Raw genomic sequence first — 20,511 nt, forward strand, 5'->3', positions numbered from 1 at the left:
GGCCCATGAGAAGTGAACGGGTGGGCGGGGCCGTCACGTGGGGGCTCCTGGGCGCGTGGGCCGTGCACGACCTGGAGGAACTGGCCACCGTGCCCTGGTGGTTGAGGCGGAACGTGCCCGAGCTGCGGAAGCGGTTCCCGCGGGTGCCGGAGGGTGTGTGGCGGCGGGCCGAGAGCATGGGGGCCGCCGAATTCGCCGCCGCCGTGGGGGTGATGGGGGCCGTCGTCGGCACGGCGTCGGCCGCCGGGCGGCTCACCGGAGGGCGGTCCGGCTTCTACCAGGGCGCGTTGACCGGCTTAGGACTGCACGGCCTGATGCACATGGCCCAGGCCGCCGCCGTACGCGGCTACACCCCCGGCTCCGTGACCGCGCCGCTGGTCGTCGTGCCGTTCACGCTGTGGGCGCGGGGGCGGCTGCGGAAGGCCGGTGTGCTGCGTCCCGCGCGGCCGCGTGACGCGGTGGCCGGGCTCGCCGCCGCCGGGGCGGCCACGGTCGCCTCGCACCTCGTGGCGCGCCGGCTGCTCAGGCCGGCGCGACGGCCGTCATGACGTGAGGCGGTCCCGCAGCGCGCACAGGACGTCGATGCGGTTGGTGGTGACCGAGTCCACGCCCGCGGCCAGCAGACGGCGCATCGAACGGCGGGTGTCCGGGGTCCACACCGACAGCAGACAGCCGTCGCGGTGGACGCGGTCCGCGAGGGCCCGGTCCACCAGGCTGAAGCGGTAGTTGAGCCAGCGCGGCCGGACCGCGTCCAGGAGTCCGGCGCGCGGCGGGGCGTGGGAGGTGTGGGTGAGCGCGATCTCCGCGTCCGGGTCCACCGCCCGCACGGCCAGCATGGCGGGGGCGCCCGCGCAGTAGTACACGCGGTCCTCGGCGCCCTGCTCGCGGACGACGTCCACGATCCGGCGCACCGCGCGCTCGCCCGGGGCGCCCGGCAGGTCGATCATCACCCGGCTGCCCTCGGTCGCGGCCAGCGCGTCGGCGAGGGCGGGCACCCCGCCGTCCGTCACCTCGCGCACCTCGTCCCAGGTGAGGGATGCGAGCGGCCGGTCGTGGTCCCACAGGCGTTCGAGGGTCGCGTCGTGCAGCAGCACCGGGACGCCGTCCCGGGTGAGCCGTACGTCGATCTCGACCGCGTCCGCGCCCCGCCCGATCGCGGAACGCAGGGAGGGGAGGGTGTTCTCCCGGACGCGGTAGGGGTCGCCGCGGTGGGCCACGGCCGTCACGTTTCGCATGGTGCCCTTCGCGGGGTGGGTCAGGAGGGTCGCGGGACGGTCAGGAGGAGAGCCAGGAGGCGGTGTACGTGTCGATCTCGGCCACCAGACGCGCCTTGCCTGCCGGGTCCAGGAACGACGCCTCGACCGCGTTCTTCGCCAGGCCGGCGAGGCCCCGCTCGTCGAGGTCCAGCAGCCGGGCGGCGACCGCGTACTCGTTGCCGAGGTCGGTGCCGAACATCGGCGGGTCGTCGGAGTTGACCGTCACCAGCACGCCGGCCCGGGTGAACTCCTTGATCGGGTGCTCGTCCAGGGTGGCGACCGCGCGGGTGGCGATGTTGGACGTCGGGCACACCTCCAGGGGGATGCGCCGCTCGGCGAGGTGCTGGAGCAGCTTCGGGTCCTGGGCGGCGCTGGTGCCGTGGCCGATGCGCTCGGCGCCGAGCTCGTTCAGCGCGTCCCAGATCGTCTCCGGGCCGGTGGTCTCGCCCGCGTGCGGCACCGAGCGCAGCCCGGCGGCGATCGCGCGGTCGAAGTACGGCTTGAACTGCGGGCGCGGCACGCCGATCTCGGGGCCGCCCAGGCCGAAGGAGACCAGGCCCTCCGGGCGCAGCCGGTCGTCGGTGGCGAGCCGCGTCGTCTCCTCGGCGGCCTCTAGGCCGGCCTCGCCCGGGATGTCGAAGCACCAGCGCAGCACGGTGCCCAGCTCGCTCTCGGCCGCCTTGCGGGCGTCCTCGATCGCGTCCATGAAGGCGCGCTCGTCGATCCCTCGGCGGGTCGAGGAGAACGGGGTGATGGTCAGCTCGGCGTACCGCACCTGCTGCCGGGCCAGCTCACGGGCCACCTCGTACGTCAGCAGCCGCACGTCCTCGGGGGTGCGGACCAGGTCGACGACGGACAGGTACACCTCGATGAAGTGCGCGAAGTCCGTGAAGGTGAAGTAGTCCGCGAGGGCCTCGGGGTCGGTGGGGACCTTCGAGTCGGGGTGGCGGGCGGCCAGTTCCGACACGATGCGGGGGGAGGCGGAGCCGACGTGGTGCACGTGCAGTTCGGCCTTGGGCAGTCCGGCGATGAAGGGGTGCAGGTCACGGACCTGTCCGGCGGTGGCCGCGGTGTCGTGGCGGTCGGTCAAGGTTCCTCCCCGGGAACGGCGTCCCGGTCGGGTCGCGGCGGGACGCGGGTGATCGGCTGATCGGTGGTGCGGGGATCATCGTAGGCCCGGCGTACGCGCGAGGGGCCGGGGCCGTAGCATGACGGTTCGTCCGAGGAAGGGGTCGCAGCGCATGTCCGACGACGCACCGGCACCGGGGGCAGGGGACCGCGCGGGGGAGGGAACGCCTCCGGCGGGTTCGTCCGCCCCTCAGGCGTGGCCGGCACCGGCCGACGGCGGGGCGCCGCATGTGGCCCCCTTGGACGGTTCGCTGGTGGACGCGCGGACCACGGAGACGGGTGGGCCGGCGGGGGCGGCTCGGGACACCGCGACGCCTGCGGGCGATCCGTGGGCGCTGCCCGGGGACCGGGCGGCGGGGGCCGGCGGGCCGGGGGAGACCGTGGTGGCGGGGGAGGGTGCGCCGTGGGCGGCGCCCACCGTGCATGATCAGCAGACGGTGACGTCTTTTCCGGCGGCTTCCGATGCGACGCCGCCGGCGCCTGCGTACGGGGGTGCGTGGGCGGGGCCCACCGGGGCCACCTCGCCTGTGCCGCAGCCTGCCGCTCGTCCCGCGCCCGCCGATCCGTTCGCGCCCCCGGCTGCGGGGGCGGCTGTTCCACCGCCGCCCATCGGGCCGGAGGGGCCCGGGCAGGTGCCGTACGGCTATCCGCCCGTCGGTCAGGGATACCCCGGCTGGGGTGGGGTGCCGCCTCTGCCGAGCAACGGCATGGGGGTCGCGTCCCTGGTGCTGGGGATCATCGCGGCGGCCGCGTTCTGTCTGTGGCCGGTGGCCATCGTGCTGGGTGTCCTGGCGGTGATCTTCGGGGCGATCGGGCGCGGCAAGGCGAACCGGGGCGAGGCGACGAACGAGGGGCAGGCTCTGGCGGGGGTGATCTGCGGGGCGGTGGGCAGTGCGTTGGCACTCACGTTCGGCGTGCTCGTGCTGGTCACCTGAGCGGTGGAGGCGCCCTTAAGGGGCGCGGGGAACTGCGCGCCCAGCGACGGACGACCCGCACTCGGCGTTGCAAGGGTGCCGCTGAGCCCACCCGTGCCGCCCTGGGGCACGACTGCCCGCTGCTGGGGCGTCCCTCAAGGGCGCGGGGAACTGCGCGGCCAGCGACGGACGGCCCGCACTCGGCGTTGCAAGGGTGCCGCTGCGCCCACCCGTGCCGCCCTGGGGCACGACTGCCCGCTGCTGGGGCGTCTCCCTCAGGGGCGCGGGGAACTGCGCGGCCAGCGACGGACGGCCCGCACTCGGCGTTGCAAGGGTGCCGCTGAGCCCACCCGTCCGCCCTGCGGCACGACTGCCCGCAGCTGGGGCGTCCCTCAGGGGCGCGGGGAACTGCGCGGCCAGCCACCGACCGCCCGCAGTCGCCCCCGCGCCTCCATCAGCGCGAACCCCAGCACATTAGGCCCCCGCCAGCGGGCCGGGTCGTTCGCCCCGTCCGCGTCCGCCGCCAGACCGATCCCCCACACCCGGTCCACCGGACTCGCCTCGACCAGGACGCGCTCACCCGTGTTCAGAAGGAAAGACCGCAGCTCACCATGAGCTGCGAACTTGTGCACGCTTCCCTCCACCACGATCCCGAACCGCTCCCGCTCCCAGACCTCCCCGTCGAAGCCCCAGACCAGCCGGCCCGCCTTCTTCGCCTCCGAGGGGTGGCCCGCGGCCAGGACCCGCCGCTCACCCTCCGCGTCGCCGAAGAGCCGCGCCTTCGCCGCCATCATCCAGTGCTCCGCCGTCGCGTACTCGACGCCGTCGACGGTGAACGGCGACGGCCACCACTGGCTCAGGCAGCTCGTCCCGACGCGGCCGTCGGGCAGCGGCCGGTGCCCCCAGAAGTGCAGGTACTTCACCCGCTCCCCGGCCCGCACCGCCTCGATCAGCGCCTCCCGGGACGCCACCGTTCGTACGGATCCGTCCACGCTCATCCACCCCCATGTCGGTCTGTGCGCAGAGCAGTCTGGCAGGCACCACGGACACTCCGTCCTGCCTTTTCCGTTGCCACTCGACACCTGGTCGACAGATTCCGTCGCGTAACCAAATGGCAACAACGGAATCACTTGTTGGAGTGCCTTCCCTCTGTCAGGATCGGCACTCAAATCGAGCTCAAGCCACGCCGCCCCCCTCGGGGACACGGAGGAGAGCGACATGCACACACCCGGCTCCACCCCGCAGGACCGCTTCCCGGCCGCCGAACGGTTCGCGGACGGCGCGCAGTTCATCGCGGGCCGCCCGGCGAAGGGCACCTCAGGACGCACCCACTCGGTGGTCGATCCGGCCACCGGCGACGAGGTGTACACCTACGACCTCGCCGGCGCCGACGACGTCGACGCGGCCGTCGCCGCCGCGCGTGAGGCGTTCCCGGCCTGGGCCGCCGCCACCCCCGGCGAGCGCTCCGACGCCCTGCACCGGTTCGCCGCCGTGGTCGCCGAGCGGGCGGAGGACTTCGCCCGCGCCGAGTCGCTGCAGTGCGGCAAGCCGCTGAAGCTGACCCGTGAGTTCGACGTGCCGGGCACGATCGACAACATCGCGTTCTTCGCGGGCGCCGCCCGCCACCTCGCGGGCCGGTCGGCCGGCGAGTACTCGGGCGACCACACCTCCTACGTCCGGCGCGAGCCCATCGGCGTCGTCGGCTCCATCGCCCCCTGGAACTACCCGCTGCAGATGGCCGCGTGGAAGATCCTCCCGGCGATCGCCGCGGGCAACACCATCGTGCTGAAGCCCGCCGAGCTCACGCCGCTGACCTCGCTGCTGTTCGCGCAGGCCGCCACCGACGCCGGCATCCCGGGCGGTGTGATCAACGTCGTCACCGGAACCGGCAAGGAGGCCGGCGAGCACCTGGTCGGGCACCCCGACGTGGCCATGACCTCCTTCACCGGCTCCACCGCCGTCGGCAAGCGCGTCGCGGAGATCGCCACGGCCACCGTCAAGCGCCTCCATCTGGAGCTGGGCGGCAAGGCCCCCTTCGTGGTCTTCGACGACGCCGACCTCGACGCGGCCGTCAACGGCGCCGTCGCGGGCGCGCTCATCAACACCGGCCAGGACTGCACGGCCGCCACGCGCGCGTACGTGCAGCGCCCGCTGTACGACGCGTTCGTCGAGCGCACCGCCGCGCTGATGGAGACCGTCCGCCTGGGCGACCCCTTCGCCCCCGGCACCGACCTCGGCCCGCTCGTCTCCCACGCCCAGCGCGACCGGGTGGCCGGGTTCGTCGAGCGCGCGCGTGCCTACGCGCGCGTGGTGACCGGCGGTGAGACACCTCTGGGCGATTTCGCCCGAGGTGCGTACTATCTCCCCACGCTGATCGCCGATGCGCCGCAGGACAGCGAGGTCGTGCAGTCGGAGATCTTCGGGCCGGTGCTGGTCGTCCTGCCCTTCGACACCGACGACGAGGGCATCGCACTCGCCAACGACACCCCGTACGGGCTCGCCGCCTCCGCCTGGAGCCGGGACGTGTACCGCACGGGGCGGGCCACCCGCGAGATCAAGGCGGGGTGCGTGTGGATCAACGACCACATTCCGATCATCAGCGAGATGCCGCACGGCGGCTACAAGGCGTCCGGCTTCGGCAAGGACATGTCCGCGTACTCGTTCGAGGAGTACACCCAGATCAAGCACGTCATGTTCGACAACACCGCGGTGGTCCGCAAGGACTGGCACCGCACCGTCTTCGGGGACCGATAGCAGCCAGGCCGCCAGACCCGCGGCCACTTCCCGAAAGGGCACCACGCGCATGGAGCAGTACGAGCCCGACCGCCTCTCGCCGGCCCAGCAGGCCGCGATACGGCGCAGTTTCCGCAACGGCAGGGCGGCCATGACCCGCCGTTCCCTGCTGCGCGCCTCAGCGGGCGGCGCCCTCGCGGTCGGCGGCCTGGGCGCGCTGAGCGCCTGCGGCATCCCCGCCGCGGGGAACACCGAGGGCGGCGTCTCCGCGGAGGACCGCTCGGCCAAGGAGAAGACGGTGAACTTCTCCAACTGGACCGAGTACATGGACACCGACGACAGCGGACGCCGGCACCCGACGCTGGACGCGTTCACCCAACGCACCGGCATCAAGGTCAAGTACACCGAGGACATCAACGACAACACCGAGTTCTTCGGCAAGATCAAGCCGCAGCTCGCAGCGGGCCAGGACACCGGCCGCGACATCATCGTCCTCACCGACTGGCTGGCCGCCCGCCTGATCCGCCTCGGCTGGGTGCAGAAGCTCGACGCCTCGAACCTGCCGCACGCCTTCGCCAACGTGGCGTCGTCGTACCGCACCCCCGACTGGGACCCGGGCCGCGCCTACTCGTACCCCTGGCAGGGCATCGCGACCGTCATCGCGTACAACAAGAAGGCGCTCGACGGCGTCGAGGTGAAGACCCTGTCCGACCTGCTGGACAACCCTAAGCTCAAGGGCCGGGTCGGGCTGCTCACCGAGATGCGCGACACCATGGGCATGACGCTGCTCGACATGGACAAGGACCCGCGGTCCTTCACCGCCGACGACTACGACGCGGCCCTCGCGCGGCTGCAGAAGTCCGTCGACAAGGGGCAGATCCGCCGCTTCACCGGCAACGACTACACCTCGGACCTCACCAAGGGCGACCTCGCCGCGTGTGTCGCGTGGGCCGGTGACGTCGTGCAGCTCCAGGCCGACAACCCGGACATCGGCTTCGTCATCCCGGACAGCGGCTACATGCTCTCCAGCGACAACATGCTGATCCCCAACAAGGCCCGGCACAAGACGAACGCCGAGCGCCTGATCGACTACTACTTCGAGCCGCAGCCGGCCGCCCAGCTCGCCGCCTACATCAACTTCGTCTGTCCGGTCGACGGGGTGAAGGGGGAGCTCGCGAAGCTCGACGAGGACGCGGCGAACAACCCGCTGATCCTCCCCGACAAGGCCATGCAGGCCAAGTCCCGTGCCTTCCGCTCGCTGAGCTCCGAGGAAGAGACGGCATTCGAAGGCAAGTTCGCGAAGCTCACTGGGGCGTGACGAGATGAAGACCACCGAAGAGACCACCACGGCCGGCGGCGGTGACGTCCGCCTCACCGGCATCAGCAAGACCTACGGCGACTTCACCGCCGTGCACCCGCTGGACCTGACCGTCCCCGAGGGCTCCTTCTTCGCCCTGCTCGGCGCGTCCGGCTGCGGCAAGACCACCACCCTGCGTATGATCGCCGGCCTGGAGGAGCCCACCGCGGGCACCGTCCACCTCGGCGACCAGGACGTCACCGCGCTGCCGCCGTACAAGCGGCCGGTGAACACGGTCTTCCAGTCCTACGCCCTCTTCCCGCACCTCGACATCTACGAGAACGTCGCCTTCGGTCTGCGCCGGCGCGGGATCAAGAGCGTGAAGAAGCAGGTCGAGGAGATGCTGGAGCTGGTCCAGCTCGGCGAGCAGGCGCGCAAGAAGCCGCACCAGCTCTCCGGCGGCCAGCAGCAGCGCGTCGCCGTGGCCCGCGCGCTGATCAACCACCCCAAGGTGCTCCTCCTCGACGAGCCGCTCGGCGCCCTCGACCTGAAGCTGCGCCGCCAGATGCAGCTCGAGCTCAAGCGCATCCAGACCGAGGTCGGCATCACCTTCGTGCACGTCACCCACGACCAGGAGGAGGCCATGACCATGGCCGACTGCGTCGCGGTGATGAACGCCGGCCGGGTCGAGCAGCTCGGCACCCCCGCCGACCTGTACGAGAACCCGCGCACCACCTTCGTCGCGAACTTCCTCGGCACCTCCAACTTCATCGAGGCCGAGGTCGACTCCACGTCGGGCGACGACATCGTGCTCAAGGCGGGCGGCGGCAAGCTGGTCCTGCACCGGGCCCGCGCGAGCGCGCCCGCCACCACGGGCGGCAAGATCCTCGCCGGGGTGCGCCCGGAGAAGATCTCCCTCACGCACGCCGACGACGCGGGCGAGATACCCGAGGGCCGCAACCGCATCACGGGCCGGATCACCGAGTCCAGCTTCATCGGCGTCTCCACGCAGTTCGTCGTCGACAGCCCCGTCTGCTCCGACTTCGAGGTCTACGTGCAGAACATCGACCGGGACCCGCGGCTCGCGCCCGGCGCCGAGGTCGTCCTGCACTGGAACCCGGCGCACACCTTCGGCCTCGACGCTGCCCAGGACATCGACGCGGGCGTCGAGACGGTCGAGGAAGAGGTCGCCTGATGGCCACGGTCACCGAGGCGCCGCCGACGCCGGCGCCCGTCGCCCCCGAGAAGAAACCGCCGCGCAAACGCGGCCGCTGGACGCCGTACCTGCTTCTGCTGCCCGGTCTGCTCTGGCTCGTCGTGTTCTTCGCGCTGCCGGTGATCTACCAGGCCTCCACGTCCGTGCAGACGGGCTCCCTGGAGGAGGGCTACAAGGTCACCTGGCACTTCGCGACCTACTGGGACGCGCTGTCCGAGTACTGGCCGCAGTTCGTCCGCTCGGTGCTCTACGCCGCCTCCGCGACCGTGCTGTGCCTGCTGCTCGGCTATCCGCTGGCGTATCTGATCGCCTTCCGCGCGGGACGCTGGCGCAACCTGATCATGATCCTGGTGATCGCGCCGTTCTTCACCAGCTTCCTGATCCGCACCCTCGCCTGGAAGACGATCCTCGCCGACGGCGGCCCGGTGGTCGGCGCCCTGGACGCGCTGCACGTCCTGGACGTCACCGCGTTCCTCGGCTGGACCGCCGGCGACCGGGTGCTCGCCACTCCGCTCGCGGTGGTGTGCGGTCTGACGTACAACTTCCTGCCGTTCATGATCCTGCCGCTGTACACCTCGCTGGAGCGGATCGACCCCCGGCTGCACGAGGCCGCCGGCGACCTCTACGCCAAGCCGTCGACCACCTTCCGCAAGGTCACCTTCCCGCTGTCGATGCCGGGCGTGGTCTCCGGCACGCTGCTGACCTTCATCCCGGCGTCCGGCGACTACATCAACTCGGACCTGCTCGGCTCCACCGACACCCGGATGGTCGGCAACGTCATCCAGTCGCAGTTCCTGCGAATCCTGGACTACCCGACGGCCGCGGCGCTCTCGTTCATCCTGATGGCCGCGATCCTCGCCGTCGTCACGGTCTACATCCGCAAGTCCGGCACGGAGGATCTGGTTTAAATGGCCTTCGTCAATTGGTTCAAGCGCAACGTCGTCGTCATCGCGGGCCTGCTGACGCTCGCCTACCTGCTGCTGCCGAACGTCGTCGTCACGGTGTTCTCCTTCAACCGGCCGAAGGGGCGCTTCAACTACGAGTGGCAGCAGTTCTCCGCCGACGCCTGGAAGGACCCGTGCGGGGTCTCCGGACTGTGCGAGTCGCTCGGCCTCAGCCTGCAGCTCGCCTTCTGGGCCACGCTCGGCGCCACCCTCCTCGGCACGATGATCGCGTTCGCGCTGGTCCGCTACCGCTTCCGCGCCCGCGGCGCCGTCAACTCGCTGATCTTCCTGCCGATGGCGATGCCCGAGGTGGTGATGGCGGCCTCGCTGCTCACCCTGTTCCTCAACATGGGCGCCGAGCTGGGTTTTTGGACGATCCTCATCGCCCACATCATGTTCTGCCTCAGCTTCGTCGTCGTCGCGGTGAAGGCGCGCGTGATGTCGATGGACCCCCGGCTGGAACAGGCCGCGCAGGACCTCTACGCCGGACCGGCGCAGACGTTCCTGCGGGTCACGCTGCCGATCGCCGCCCCCGGCATCGCGGCGGGCGCGCTGCTCGCCTTCGCCTTGTCCTTCGACGACTTCATCATCACCAACTTCAACGCCGGCTCGACCGTCACCTTCCCGATGTTCGTGTGGGGCTCCGCGCAGCGCGGCACGCCCGTCCAGATCAACGTCATCGGCACGGCCATGTTCGTGGTCGCCGTGGCTCTGGTGCTGGTCTCCATGGCCGTCGGCAACCGCCGCAAGCGGCAGAAGGCATGACCCGCTGATCCACAGTCCGCAGTAGGGAGTTGAGATCATGGCCCCGAGCGCCATGAGCCGTTGGACGCAGTTCCTCTCCGAGGCCCGGCCGGTCTCCTACTGGCTGGACGACCCCGGCCGCCCCGACCCCGAGCCGGCCCTCACCGACCGCACCACCTGCGACCTGCTCGTCGTGGGCGGCGGCTACAGCGGACTGTGGACCGCGCTGATCGCCAAGGAGCGCGACCCCTCGCGGGACGTCGTGCTCGTCGAGGGCCGCGAGGCGGGCTGGGCCGCCTCCGGCCGCAACGGCGGCTTCTGCGCCGCCTCCCTCACCCACGGCCTGTCCAACGGCCTCGCCCGCTGGCCCGGCGAGATCCACACCCTGGAGCGGCTGGGCGCCCGCAACCTCGACGCCATCGAGGAGACGGTCGCCCGCCACTCCATCGACTGCGACTTCGAGCGCACCGGCGAGATCGACGTCGCCACCGAGCCGTACCAGGCGGAGGAACTGCGCGCCTGGTACGACGAGATCAGCGCCCGAGGTCTCGCCGAGGGCATCGAGTACCTGGACGCCGACGCGGTCCGCGAGCAGGTCGACTCGCCCACCTTCCTCGCCGGGCTGTACGACCGCCGGGGCGTGGCCATGCTCAACCCGGCCCGCCTCGCCTGGGGCCTGAAGCGGGCCTGCCTCGACCTCGGGGTGCGCGTGTACGAGCACACGCCCGCGCTCACCCTCAGGCGGTACGGCGCCGGCATGTCCGTCCGCACCCCGTACGGCGCCGTCCGCGCCCGCCGGGTCGCGCTCGGCACCAACGTCTTCCCCAGCCTGGTCCGCCGGGTCCGCCCCTACACCGTCCCGGTCTACGACTACGCCCTGATGACCGAGCCGCTCACCGAGGAGCAGCTCGACTCCATCGGCTGGAAGAACCGCCAGGGGCTCGGCGACAGCGCCAACCAGTTCCACTACTTCCGGCTCTCCGCCGACAACCGCGTCCTGTGGGGCGGCTACGACGCGGTCTATCCGTACGGCGGCCGGGTGCGCGCCGAGTACGACGACCGGCCGGAGACGTACGCCAGGCTCGCGGGCCACTTCTTCTCCTGCTTCCCGCAGCTGGAGGGGGTGCGCTTCACCCACGCCTGGGGCGGCGCGATCGACACCTGCTCCCGCTTCTCGGCGTTCTTCGGCACCGCCCACGCGGGCCGGGTGGCGTACGCGGCCGGCTACACCGGGCTCGGGGTGGGCGCGACGCGGTTCGGCGCGGAGGTGATGCTGGACCTGCTGGCGGGGGAGCGGACCGAGCGCACGGAGCTGGAGATGGTGCGCAGCAAGCCGCTGCCGTTCCCGCCGGAGCCGTTCGCCTGGACGGGCATCGCCCTCACCAAGTGGTCGCTGGCCAGGGCGGACGCGCACCAGGGCCGGCGGAACCTGTGGCTGCGGACGATGGACCGGCTGGGCCTGGGCTTCGACAGCTGAGTCTCTCCGGGACCGGGCAGGGGTGAGCAGGGGGCGTGCGGGGTCGCTGCGTGAGGTCTTGACAACCCAATTGGTCTGGACCAAATTGAGCGCGCTCCACCCCTCCAAATCCCCCCTGCCCGGAGGCCCTTGTGGACCGCGCCAGACCCCACGCCCCCCGCCCCCTCGCCGTGCTGCTCACCGCCACCGCCGTCGCCGCGGCCGGCGTCACCGCCCTGACGCCGGACGCCCGCGCGGCCGACGCCGACCTCGTCCGCAACGGCGGCTTCGAGGCCGGCCTCGACGGCTGGAGCTGTCCGGCCGGCGCCACCGTCACCTCGCCCGTCCGCACCGGCGCGTCCGCCCTGAAAGCCACACCGGCCGGGTCGGACAACGCCCGCTGCGCGCAGACGGTCACCGTGAAGCCGGACTCCGCCTACACCCTGTCCGGTCACGTCCGCGGCGCCTACGTCTACCTGGGCGCGAGCGGAACCGGCACCACGGACGTCTCCACCTGGACCCAGTCCGCCCCCGACTGGCAGAAGCTCACGACCACCTTCCGCACCGGCCCCTCCACCACCAGCGTCACGATCTACACCCACGGCTGGTACGGCACCGGCGCCTACCACGCCGACGACATCACCCTCGTCGGCCCCGGCGGCGAGACCGGGCAGCCGCCCGCCCCGCCGACCGGCCTCACCGCGTCCGGGACGACCTCCACCAGCGTCTCCCTGTCCTGGTCACCGGCCGCGGACGCCACCTCGTACGCCGTTTTCCGTGACGGCACGCGGATCCGCACCGTCACCGGCACCTCCACCACCGTCACCGGCCTGTCCCCGTCGACGGCGTACGCCTTCCAGGTGTCCGCCCTCAACGACGCGGGGGAGTCGGCCCGTTCGGCCACCGTCACCGCGACCACCTCGGCGCCCGGCTCCGGCGGCGGCGACTCCGGCCTCCCGGCCCACGCCCTGGTCGGCTACCTGCACGCGAGCTTCGCCAACGGCTCCGGCTACACGCGCCTCGCCGACGTGCCCGACAGCTGGGACGTCATCGACCTGGCCTTCGGCGAACCCACTTCCGTCACCTCCGGCGACATCCGCTTCGAGCGCTGCCCGGCCACGGAGTGCCCCGGCGTGGAGAGCGACGCCGAGTTCAAGGCGGCGGTCAAGGCCAAGCAGGCGGCGGGCAAGAAGGTGCTGATCTCCATCGGCGGCCAGAACGGCCAGGTGCGGCTCACCACGACGGCCGCCCGCGACACCTTCGTCAGCTCCGTCTCGCGCATCATCGACGAGTACGGACTCGACGGCCTCGACATCGACTTCGAGGGCCACTCCCTCTCCCTGGACACCGGCGACACCGACTTCAGGAACCCGAAGACCCCGGTCGTCGTCAACCTGATCTCCGCCCTGAGGACGCTGAAGGCCCGCTACGGCGACGACTTCGTCCTCACCATGGCCCCGGAGACCTTCTTCGTCCAGCTCGGCCACCAGTACTACGGCAGCGGCCCCTGGGGCGGCCAGGACCCGCGCGCGGGCGCCTACCTCCCGGTCATCCACGCCCTGCGGGACGACCTCACCCTGCTGCACGTCCAGGACTACAACTCCGGCCCGGTCATGGGCCTGGACGGCCGGTACCACTCCATGGGCGGCGCCGACTTCCACATCGCCATGACCGACATGCTGCTCACCGGCTTTCCGGTCGCCGGCGACACGAACAACGTCTTCCCGCCCCTGCGCCCCGGCCAGGTCGCCATCGGCATGCCCGCCACGGTCAACGCCGGCAACGGCCACGTGCCCCCGGCGGAGGTCGTCAAGACCCTCAACTGCCTGACGAAGAAGACCGACTGCGGCTCCTACACGACCCACGGCACCTGGCCGTCCCTGCGCGGCCTGATGACCTGGTCGATCAACTGGGACCGCTTCGGCGGCTGGGAGTTCCGGCGGACGTTCGACGGCTACTTCGGCTGACGAGCGCCACACCGGTCAGCAGCATCGCGCCGAGGCACCAGCTCCCCGCCACGTCCAGCGGCCAGTGGTAGCCCCGGCGCACCAGCCCGTACGACGCGCCCAGGACCAGCAGGGCGCACAGCGCGACCAGGCCCCGGCGCACGGCCGGTGACCCGAGCAACGGGAGGAGCATCAGGGTCGCCGTGCCGTACGCGACCATCGCCGTGGCCGTGTGGCCGGAGGGGAAGTAACCGGTCGCCGGGGGCACGGCGGGGGTGCCGGGGCGGTCGGTCCAGGCCTTCAGCGGGGCGACCAGCACGGGGACCAGGACCATGGCCGCCGCGCCGGCCGCGGGCGGCAGCCACCAGCGGTCCATACCTGTGGCGCGCAGCCGCCACGCCGTCACCGCCAGCGCGAGGGCCAGGACGGGCACGGCGACCTCGACGTTGCCGAGGTCGGAGAGGAGTTCGGAGGGCCGGTCGGGGTGGACCAGCGCGTCACTCAGACGCTCGTCGAGGCCGAGGAGCGGGCCGTCGGCGAGGACCTGCCAGATGATCAGGGCGAAGAGGACGAGCGGCACGACCAGCAGCAGCATGCGGGACAGCCTCGCAGGCGGAAGGGGGCGGACACACCGGAGGGCCGGCACAAAGGGGGGGTGTGCGCCGGCCCTCCGGGGAACGGCTTGCCGTGTCTGGTGCCCGGACGGCCGTCCGGATCGGAACGTCGCGCGCCCCGGGGGGTCTGGGGCGGGCGACCGTCCGATCGTGAGGAGACCCGGGACCCGCAGGCCCCGGTTGTGTGCGCGAGGGCACGACCAGGTCGAAGCTGGGGAGGCCCCGGCCTGAACCGCCCACAGTTCCCTGCGGGCGGGGTGTATCTCTCATCCGGGTAGAAACCTACGGCAGGGGGTCGCCCGGCGACAGGGCACACGGGCACCTGTCATCCACCTCGCACACGTTCTTCACACGCTCTGCCGCTGTCCGGATCCGGCCGGCCGGGGCAGGGGGTCCTGGGCGGCCCACCTGCCCCGATGCGGGATCCGACACGGCGTCAGTCCGGAACGGGCCGCGTCAGATGCGGGTGAAGGCCTGCTCGATGATGTCGAGGCCCTCGTTCAGCAGGTCCTCGCCGATGACCAGCGGCGGCAGGAACCGCAGCACGTTGCCGTAGGTGCCACAGGTCAGGACCAGCAGGCCCTCCTGGTGGCAGGCCTTGGCCAGCGCGGCCGTCGCCTCCGGGTTCGGCTCCTTGGTGGCGCGGTCCTTGACCAGCTCGATCGCGATCATCGCGCCGCGGCCGCGGACGTCGCCGATGATGTCGAACTTCTCGGCCATGGCGGTCAGGCGGCCCTTCATGACCTCCTCGATCCGCTTGGCGCGGGCGTTGAGGTCCAGCTCCTTCATCGTCTCGATGGCGCCGAGCGCACCCGCGCAGGCCACCGGGTTGCCGCCGTAGGTGCCGCCCAGGCCGCCGGAGTGCGCGGCGTCCATGATCTCGGCGCGGCCGGTGACCGCGGCCAGCGGCAGACCGCCCGCGATGCCCTTCGCCGTGGTGATCAGGTCGGGGACGATGCCCTCGTCCTCGCAGGCGAACCACTGGCCGGTGCGGCAGAAGCCGGACTGGATCTCGTCGGCGACGAAGACGATGCCGTTGTCCTGGGCGAACGTGCTGATGGCGGGCAGGAAGCCCTTGGCGGGCTCGATGAAGCCGCCCTCGCCGAGCACCGGCTCGATGATGATCGCGGCGATGTTCTCGGCGCCGACCTGCTTGGACATCTGGTCGATGGCCTGCGCGGCGGCCTCCGGGCCCGCGTTCTCCGGCCCGGTCGGCCAGCGGTAGCCGTAGGCGACCGGCACGCGGTACACCTCGGGCGCGAACGGACCGAAGCCGTGCTTGTACGGCATGTTCTTCGCGGTCAGCGCCATCGTGAGGTTGGTGCGGCCGTGGTAGCCGTGGTCGAACACGACGACCGCCTGGCGCCTGGTGTACGCGCGGGCGATCTTCACGGCGTTCTCGACGGCCTCGGCGCCGGAGTTGAACAGCGCGGACTTCTTCGCGTGGTCGCCCGGCGTCAGCTCGGCGAGCGCCTCGGCGACGGCCACGTAGCCCTCGTACGGCGTCACCATGAAACAGGTGTGGGTGAAGTCGGCGAGCTGTGCGGAGGCGCGGCGGACGACGGCCTCGGCGGACGCGCCGACGGACGTCACGGCGATGCCGGAGCCGAAGTCGATCAGACGGTTGCCGTCGACGTCCTCGATGATGCCGCCGCCGGCCCGCGCGGTGAACACGGGCAGCACGGAGCCCACGCCCTGCGCGACCGCGGCGGTGCGGCGGGCCTGCAGTTCCTGCGACTTCGGGCCGGGGATGGCGGTGACGACGCGGCGCTCCTGCGGAAGTGCGGTCATGCGGGGCTCCTGGGGGGTGTGACGGACGCTCGATGCTTCTTTTCTCGCAGGCTAGGGCGGGGGGAGAAGGCTGGGCATGCTCCATGTGGGCGTTGTCCGGGGGTCCGGGTTGTCCGTGATGGACATACCCGCCGGACGGCGGCCGTGCCGACGCGGCGCGGCGGTGGGTTCCGGCCGGACGCGGACCCCGGCCGTGCCATCGGTGGACCGGGCCTGTCGGGGCGTTAGATTGACGTGTCTGTAGGCGTACGAGGCGGCTGCTCAGGGGGCAGGGGCGATGGACAGCGAGGGTACCCAGGACGCGCGGGGCACACAGGCAGGACCCGTGCCGCGCCCGGCGGGACCACCTCAGGTACCGGCGGCGCCACCGCGCCCCGCGCACGCGCCGGGGACGCCGCCGCCCCCGGACGGCTCCGCGTTCCTCGCCTGGCTGCGCACCGCGCGCCCGGAGACGCTCCCCGGCATCTGGCGGTTCGGCCACCGGCCCCGCCCCGAGGAGGAGCCGGAGCGCATTCCCGGCCGCCAGCTGTTCAGCGGCGCGCTGATCGCCTTCCTCGTCGGCTGGCTGATCTGGTCGCTGCTGTGGAACGGCTACCTGGGCGGCTGGTGGCTGCTGCCGCTGTACGCGATGATCCCCGACTCCTGGGCCGAGCCGCACAGCTTCGCCTCCGTCGTGGTCGTCTACGCCTACTACGTGCTCGTCGCCGGGGTCATCATGGTCGGCGTGGGCCGGCTCGGCCGCTGGAGCGAGATCTGGCGCCGCTACGGTCCGCCCGCCTGGCGCCCCACCCCCCGCGAGGGGCCCCCGCCCGCCCCCGAGGAGGACCCGGCCGCCTGGCCCGCGCTGCGCGCCGCCGGCGCCGTGGACGCCGCCGAGCGGCTGGCCTCCGACGCCCGCGCCGGGCTGATGCGGGACGTCGACCACGCCCGGATCGCCCGCGCCTGGCAGGGCGTGCGCACCGGCCGGCACAGCCTCGCCACCTTCACCGGGGCCGTGCTCAAGGACGGCGCCGCCGCCTGCCCACACCCCTCCGGCGCCCGCGACCTGCCCGTCCGGCAGGCCCGCCACGACCTGCTCACCGGCCAGGTGCGGCTCGGCACCACCGCCGACGACCCGCGCAACCCCTACGCCTACCGGGGCGCCGGCCTCGCCCTCGGCACCGACCTGCTCGGCACCTCCATGCTGGTGGTCGGTCCCGCCGGGTCCGGAAAGACCGGCGGTGTGGTCCGGCCGGTCGCCGAGTCGCTGTGCCTCCAGGCGCTCGCCGGGCGGACCGCCGTGGTGGTGGTCGGCGCGGCCGGCGCGGGCCTCGGCCCGTCCGACGCCTACGACGTCGTCATCCGCATCGGCAGCCCCGACTCCGTCTACGACCTCGACCTGTACGGCGGCACCGCCGACCCCGACGAGGCCGCCGCCGTGCTCGCCGAGGCGCTCGTCGGTGACCTCGCGGACCCGCACCCCGGCAGCGACACCCGACGCTCCACCACCGTCCTCGCCCAGCTTCTCGGACCGTTCCGCGCGGTGCACGGCCGCTTCCCCTCGGTGCCGGAGCTGCGGCAGCTCCTCGACGGCGCCCCCGCGCCCCTGGCCGCCCTGCGCCAGGGACTCCAGGAGGCGGGCCAGGAGTCGCTGCTGCGCGAACTCGACGCGCGGGAACGGCAGATGGGCCACCCCGGCGACGTCGGCGGCATCCTCGCCGACCGGGTGGCGCTGCTGGACCGGCCCGCCTTCGCCGGGTTCTTCGACACCTCCGGCGAGTCCCGGCCGTTCACCCTCAAGGCGCTCGACCACCCCGTCCGGGTCCGCGTGGACCTGCCCGAGCGGGGCCACGCCGACGCCTCGCGGATGCTGGCGCGGCTGGTCCTCGCCCAGTTCACCGCGAGCGTCACGGTGCGTGAGGACCGCTCCCTGTTCGCCTGCCTGGTGCTGGACGACGCCACCGGTGTGGTCACCCCCGAGGCCGTGCGCGGCATCCAGCGGCTGCGGTCCGCCAACGCGGGCGTGCTGCTCACCCTGCGCACCCTGGACGACGTGCCCCGGCAGCTGCGCGGGCCGCTGCTCGGCGCCACCGGCTGCCGGATGGCGCTGTCCGGGGTGACCCCCTGGGACGGGCAGGACTTCGCCGAGGTGTGGGGCAAGGAGTGGACCGAGGCGCGGGACGTCACCGACCGGCAGATCATCGCCGAGAGCCCGGCCGGCAAGGCCGTGCACGCGCTGCGGCGGGCCATCACCGGCAAGGCGCCCACCGCGCGGGCGGTCACCGTCCGCCAGGTCGAGCGGGAGCGCTGGTCCGCGTCCGAGCTGGCGCACGCGGTGCCCGCGGGCCACGCGGTGCTGTCGCTGACCACCGTGAAGGGGGAGCACGCGCCTCCGCTCCTGGTGGACCTGCGGGAGTGAGCGGGCGTGGCCGCCGGGGACCGTACGGTGAGGCAGAATCGACACAGGTCGTTCATACGAGACGGCCAAAAGATCACCGTTCTTGCACACCGACACCGACCCCCGACCGCCGAACCGAAGGCTCACCGCCCCGATGCCCCCGACGCTCGCCTCGCTCGTCCACCACTCCGCGCTCAAACTGACCGTGCGCGCGGGGGAGGACCGCCTCGACGCGCCCGTCCGCTGGGCACACGCCAGCGAGCTCGCCGACCCCGTGCCGTACATGGAGGGCGGCGAGCTGCTCCTGATCACCGCGCTGAAACTCGACGCGGAGGACCGGGACGCCATGCGCCGCTACGTGAAGCGGCTGGTCGGCGCGGGCGTGGTAGGACTCGGCTTCGCCGTCGGCGTCCACTACGACGACATCCCCGAGGCGCTGGTGGAGGCCGCCCGCGAGGAGGGGCTGCCGCTGCTCGAGGTGCCGCGCCGCACCCCGTTCCTCGCGATCAGCAAGGCCGTGTCCGCCGCGATCGCCGCCGACCAGTACCGCGCGGTCACCGCCGGCTTCGCCGCCCAGCGGGAACTCACCCGCCACGCCCTCAGCGACGGCCCCGAGGGGCTGCTCGCCGCGCTCGCCTCCCAGGTCGACGGGTGGGCCGCCCTGTACGACGCCTCCGGGTCGGTCGTCGCCGCCGCCCCCGACTGGGCGGGCCGGCGTGCCGCCCGGCTCACCGCGGAGGTCACACGGCTGCGGGAGCGGCCCGCGCCCGCCTCCTCGGTGGTCGCGGGACCGGAGAACGAGGACCGGGTCGAACTGCACTCCCTCGGCACCGGACGGCGGCCCCGCGCCGCGCTCGCCGTCGGCACCGCGTCCGCCCCCGGCACCGCCGAGCGCTACGCCGTCCACTCCGCCGTCGCGCTGCTCACCCTCACCACCGAACGCTCCCGCTCGCTGCACGCGGCCGAACAGCGCATCGGGGCGGCGGTGCTGCGCATGCTGCTGGCGGGGGAGCCGGACCACGCCCGCGCGGTCGCGGGTGATCTGTACGGCGGGCTGCTCGACGCGCCGTTCCGGATCATCGTCGCCCAGGGGGTGGCGGAGGGGGACGCGCTCGGGGCGCTTGCCGAGGCCGCCGAGTCGGCTGCCGCGCGGTCGGGGGAGGCGGTGCTGGTGGTGCCGGAGGGGGAGCGGCTGGTGGTGCTGGCGGCGGACGGTGGCACCGTCGTCGGTGCCTGCGGTGATTTCGCCGCTGCGCGGGAAGCCGCGCGTAAGGCTGACGACGACGAGTTGGTCGTCGGGCTGTCGGCGCCGGCCGGGCCGATCGCCGCGTCCGCCGCCTACAAGCAGGCCGAGCAGGCGTTGTCCGTGGCCCGGCGGCGGGGGAGGGTGCTGGTGGAGCACGAGCAGATGGCGGCTGGGTCTGTGCTGCCGTTGCTTGCCGATGATGCAGTGAAGGCGTTCGCCGACGGGTTGTTGCGGGCGCTGCGGGACCATGACGCGACCGGGCGGGGTGACCTTGTCGCCTCGCTGCGGGCTTGGCTGTCGCGGCACGGGCAGTGGGACGCGGCGGCGGCGGATCTCGGGGTGCACCGGCACACGCTGCGGTATCGGATGCGGCGGGTGGAGGAGATCCTGGGGCGGTCGCTGGACGACCCGGACGTGCGGATGGAGCTGTGGCTCGCCTTGAAGGCGACGGCGGCGGATACGGGGTGAAGGGCTGAGGCCTCGGGGCCGGGTGCGGGTGAGTGGAGGCTGGTCGCGCAGTTCCCCGCGCCCCTTTGAGAGTGGTGCCCGCCGGGGTTCTGTCTGACCGGCCGGTGGGGGTTGAGCGCGCAGTTCCCCGCGCCCCTGAGCAGGCGCAGTTGCCGGGGTTGTGCCGTGCCGGGCCGGTGGGGGTTGAGCGCGCAGTTCCCCGCGTCTCTGAGCGGGCGCAGTTGCCGGGGTTGTGCCGTGCCGGGCCGGTGGGGGTTGAGCGCGCAGTGCCCCGCGTCCCTGAGCAGGCGCAGTTGCCGGGGTTGTGCCGTGCAGGGCCGGTGGGGGTTGAGCGCGCAGTTCCCCGCGTCTCTGAGCGGGCGCAGTTGCCGGGGTTGTGCC

At 72.7% G+C, this 20,511-nt stretch carries 15 protein-coding genes and 1 pseudogene; 11 read left to right on the top strand and 5 right to left on the bottom strand.

The window, feature by feature from the left end; translation table 11 throughout:
• Positions 1 to 5 precede the first annotated feature (5 nt).
• Positions 6 to 548: an HXXEE domain-containing protein gene (locus ACQY0Z_RS22485; RefSeq protein WP_347226707.1), complete on the top strand. Its 543-nt coding sequence runs from the start codon at positions 6 to 8 to the stop codon at positions 546 to 548.
• Here the strand turns inward: ACQY0Z_RS22485 and ACQY0Z_RS22490 are convergent.
• The gene (locus ACQY0Z_RS22490) at positions 543 to 1,235 is read right to left on the bottom strand and encodes a glycerophosphodiester phosphodiesterase (RefSeq protein ID WP_189903489.1); all 693 of its coding nucleotides are present in this window, start codon (positions 1,233 to 1,235) and stop codon (positions 543 to 545) included. The two genes, ACQY0Z_RS22485 and ACQY0Z_RS22490, sit on opposite strands and share 6 nt — an antisense overlap.
• 40 nt (positions 1,236 to 1,275) lie before the next feature.
• Positions 1,276 to 2,399, bottom strand: a pseudogene (locus ACQY0Z_RS22495) (adenosine deaminase).
• 692 nt (positions 2,400 to 3,091) lie between these two features.
• On the opposite strand from ACQY0Z_RS22495, the gene ACQY0Z_RS22500 reads away from it, so the two are divergent.
• Entirely contained in the window at positions 3,092 to 3,319 is a 228-nt protein-coding gene (locus ACQY0Z_RS22500) for a DUF4190 domain-containing protein (RefSeq protein WP_439812712.1), read from the top strand.
• Positions 3,320 to 3,690: 371 nt separating this feature from the next.
• Here ACQY0Z_RS22500 and ACQY0Z_RS22505 read toward each other — a convergent pair whose 3' ends face one another.
• On the bottom strand, positions 3,691 to 4,296 hold the full coding sequence (locus ACQY0Z_RS22505; RefSeq protein WP_439812713.1) for an NADAR family protein: 606 nt from the start codon (positions 4,294 to 4,296) through the stop codon (positions 3,691 to 3,693).
• Between the two features lie 220 nt (positions 4,297 to 4,516).
• Here ACQY0Z_RS22505 and ACQY0Z_RS22510 point away from each other — a divergent pair, with 220 nt between their 5' ends.
• The 7 genes from ACQY0Z_RS22510 (at position 4,517) to ACQY0Z_RS22540 (ending at position 13,655) form a co-directional block, all read left to right on the top strand.
• Positions 4,517 to 6,052, top strand: coding sequence for a gamma-aminobutyraldehyde dehydrogenase (locus ACQY0Z_RS22510; RefSeq protein WP_439812714.1), 1,536 nt, complete (start codon positions 4,517 to 4,519; stop codon positions 6,050 to 6,052).
• Between the two features lie 49 nt (positions 6,053 to 6,101).
• A complete protein-coding gene (locus ACQY0Z_RS22515) occupies positions 6,102 to 7,349 on the top strand; it encodes a polyamine ABC transporter substrate-binding protein (RefSeq protein WP_254588388.1) in 1,248 nt (415 codons plus the stop codon).
• Positions 7,350 to 7,353: 4 nt separating this feature from the next.
• Positions 7,354 to 8,523 carry an ABC transporter ATP-binding protein gene (locus ACQY0Z_RS22520; protein WP_254588387.1) on the top strand — a complete coding sequence of 390 codons (1,170 nt, stop codon included), beginning with the start codon at positions 7,354 to 7,356 and terminating at the stop codon, positions 8,521 to 8,523.
• Complete coding sequence (locus ACQY0Z_RS22525; RefSeq protein WP_033275947.1) at positions 8,523 to 9,452, top strand: ABC transporter permease; 930 nt, start codon at positions 8,523 to 8,525, stop codon at positions 9,450 to 9,452. Before ACQY0Z_RS22520 ends, ACQY0Z_RS22525 begins: the two co-directional genes overlap by 1 nt.
• The gene (locus ACQY0Z_RS22530) at positions 9,453 to 10,253 is read left to right on the top strand and encodes an ABC transporter permease (RefSeq protein ID WP_347226702.1); all 801 of its coding nucleotides are present in this window, start codon (positions 9,453 to 9,455) and stop codon (positions 10,251 to 10,253) included. It abuts the gene before it with no gap.
• A gap of 37 nt (positions 10,254 to 10,290) precedes the next feature.
• Positions 10,291 to 11,709, top strand: coding sequence for an NAD(P)/FAD-dependent oxidoreductase (locus tag ACQY0Z_RS22535; RefSeq protein ID WP_439812715.1), 1,419 nt, complete (start codon positions 10,291 to 10,293; stop codon positions 11,707 to 11,709).
• Positions 11,710 to 11,840: 131 nt separating this feature from the next.
• Positions 11,841 to 13,655 carry a chitinase gene (locus ACQY0Z_RS22540; protein WP_439812716.1) on the top strand — a complete coding sequence of 605 codons (1,815 nt, stop codon included), beginning with the start codon at positions 11,841 to 11,843 and terminating at the stop codon, positions 13,653 to 13,655.
• Here ACQY0Z_RS22540 and ACQY0Z_RS22545 read toward each other — a convergent pair.
• Positions 13,594 to 14,229 carry a phosphatase PAP2 family protein gene (locus ACQY0Z_RS22545; protein WP_439812717.1) on the bottom strand — a complete coding sequence of 212 codons (636 nt, stop codon included), beginning with the start codon at positions 14,227 to 14,229 and terminating at the stop codon, positions 13,594 to 13,596. The genes ACQY0Z_RS22540 and ACQY0Z_RS22545 overlap by 62 nt on opposite strands.
• A gap of 475 nt (positions 14,230 to 14,704) precedes the next feature.
• Positions 14,705 to 16,039, bottom strand: a complete 1,335-nt coding sequence (gene gabT / locus ACQY0Z_RS22550; protein ID WP_189903509.1) for a 4-aminobutyrate--2-oxoglutarate transaminase — start codon at positions 16,037 to 16,039, stop codon at positions 14,705 to 14,707.
• 277 nt (positions 16,040 to 16,316) lie between these two features.
• Here gabT and ACQY0Z_RS22555 point away from each other — a divergent pair, with 277 nt between their 5' ends.
• Both ACQY0Z_RS22555 and ACQY0Z_RS22560 read left to right on the top strand, forming a co-directional pair.
• A complete protein-coding gene (locus ACQY0Z_RS22555) occupies positions 16,317 to 18,437 on the top strand; it encodes an ATP-binding protein (RefSeq protein WP_381726381.1) in 2,121 nt (706 codons plus the stop codon).
• Between the two features lie 133 nt (positions 18,438 to 18,570).
• A complete protein-coding gene (locus tag ACQY0Z_RS22560; protein WP_254587129.1) occupies positions 18,571 to 20,130 on the top strand; it encodes a PucR family transcriptional regulator in 1,560 nt (519 codons plus the stop codon).
• The last annotated feature ends 381 nt before the right edge of the window (positions 20,131 to 20,511 follow it).

This window comes from Streptomyces sp. P9-2 (genome assembly GCF_051903975.1).
GTDB lineage: Bacteria > Actinomycetota > Actinomycetes > Streptomycetales > Streptomycetaceae > Streptomyces > Streptomyces cellulosae.

Excerpts from the sequence above, each read along its gene's own strand:
- ACQY0Z_RS22485 (WP_347226707.1), top strand. The coding sequence starts at position 6 with ATGAGAAGTGAACGGGTGGGCGGGGCCGTCACGTGGGGGCTCCTGGGC.
- ACQY0Z_RS22490 (WP_189903489.1), bottom strand. The coding sequence starts at position 1,235 with ATGCGAAACGTGACGGCCGTGGCCCACCGCGGCGACCCCTACCGCGTC.
- ACQY0Z_RS22500 (WP_439812712.1), top strand. The coding sequence starts at position 3,092 with ATGGGGGTCGCGTCCCTGGTGCTGGGGATCATCGCGGCGGCCGCGTTC.
- ACQY0Z_RS22505 (WP_439812713.1), bottom strand. The coding sequence starts at position 4,296 with ATGAGCGTGGACGGATCCGTACGAACGGTGGCGTCCCGGGAGGCGCTG.
- ACQY0Z_RS22510 (WP_439812714.1), top strand. The coding sequence starts at position 4,517 with ATGCACACACCCGGCTCCACCCCGCAGGACCGCTTCCCGGCCGCCGAA.
- ACQY0Z_RS22515 (WP_254588388.1), top strand. The coding sequence starts at position 6,102 with ATGGAGCAGTACGAGCCCGACCGCCTCTCGCCGGCCCAGCAGGCCGCG.
- ACQY0Z_RS22520 (WP_254588387.1), top strand. The coding sequence starts at position 7,354 with ATGAAGACCACCGAAGAGACCACCACGGCCGGCGGCGGTGACGTCCGC.
- ACQY0Z_RS22525 (WP_033275947.1), top strand. The coding sequence starts at position 8,523 with ATGGCCACGGTCACCGAGGCGCCGCCGACGCCGGCGCCCGTCGCCCCC.
- ACQY0Z_RS22530 (WP_347226702.1), top strand. The coding sequence starts at position 9,453 with ATGGCCTTCGTCAATTGGTTCAAGCGCAACGTCGTCGTCATCGCGGGC.
- ACQY0Z_RS22535 (WP_439812715.1), top strand. The coding sequence starts at position 10,291 with ATGGCCCCGAGCGCCATGAGCCGTTGGACGCAGTTCCTCTCCGAGGCC.
- ACQY0Z_RS22545 (WP_439812717.1), bottom strand. The coding sequence starts at position 14,229 with ATGCTGCTGCTGGTCGTGCCGCTCGTCCTCTTCGCCCTGATCATCTGG.
- gabT (WP_189903509.1), bottom strand. The coding sequence starts at position 16,039 with ATGACCGCACTTCCGCAGGAGCGCCGCGTCGTCACCGCCATCCCCGGC.
- ACQY0Z_RS22555 (WP_381726381.1), top strand. The coding sequence starts at position 16,317 with ATGGACAGCGAGGGTACCCAGGACGCGCGGGGCACACAGGCAGGACCC.
- ACQY0Z_RS22560 (WP_254587129.1), top strand. The coding sequence starts at position 18,571 with ATGCCCCCGACGCTCGCCTCGCTCGTCCACCACTCCGCGCTCAAACTG.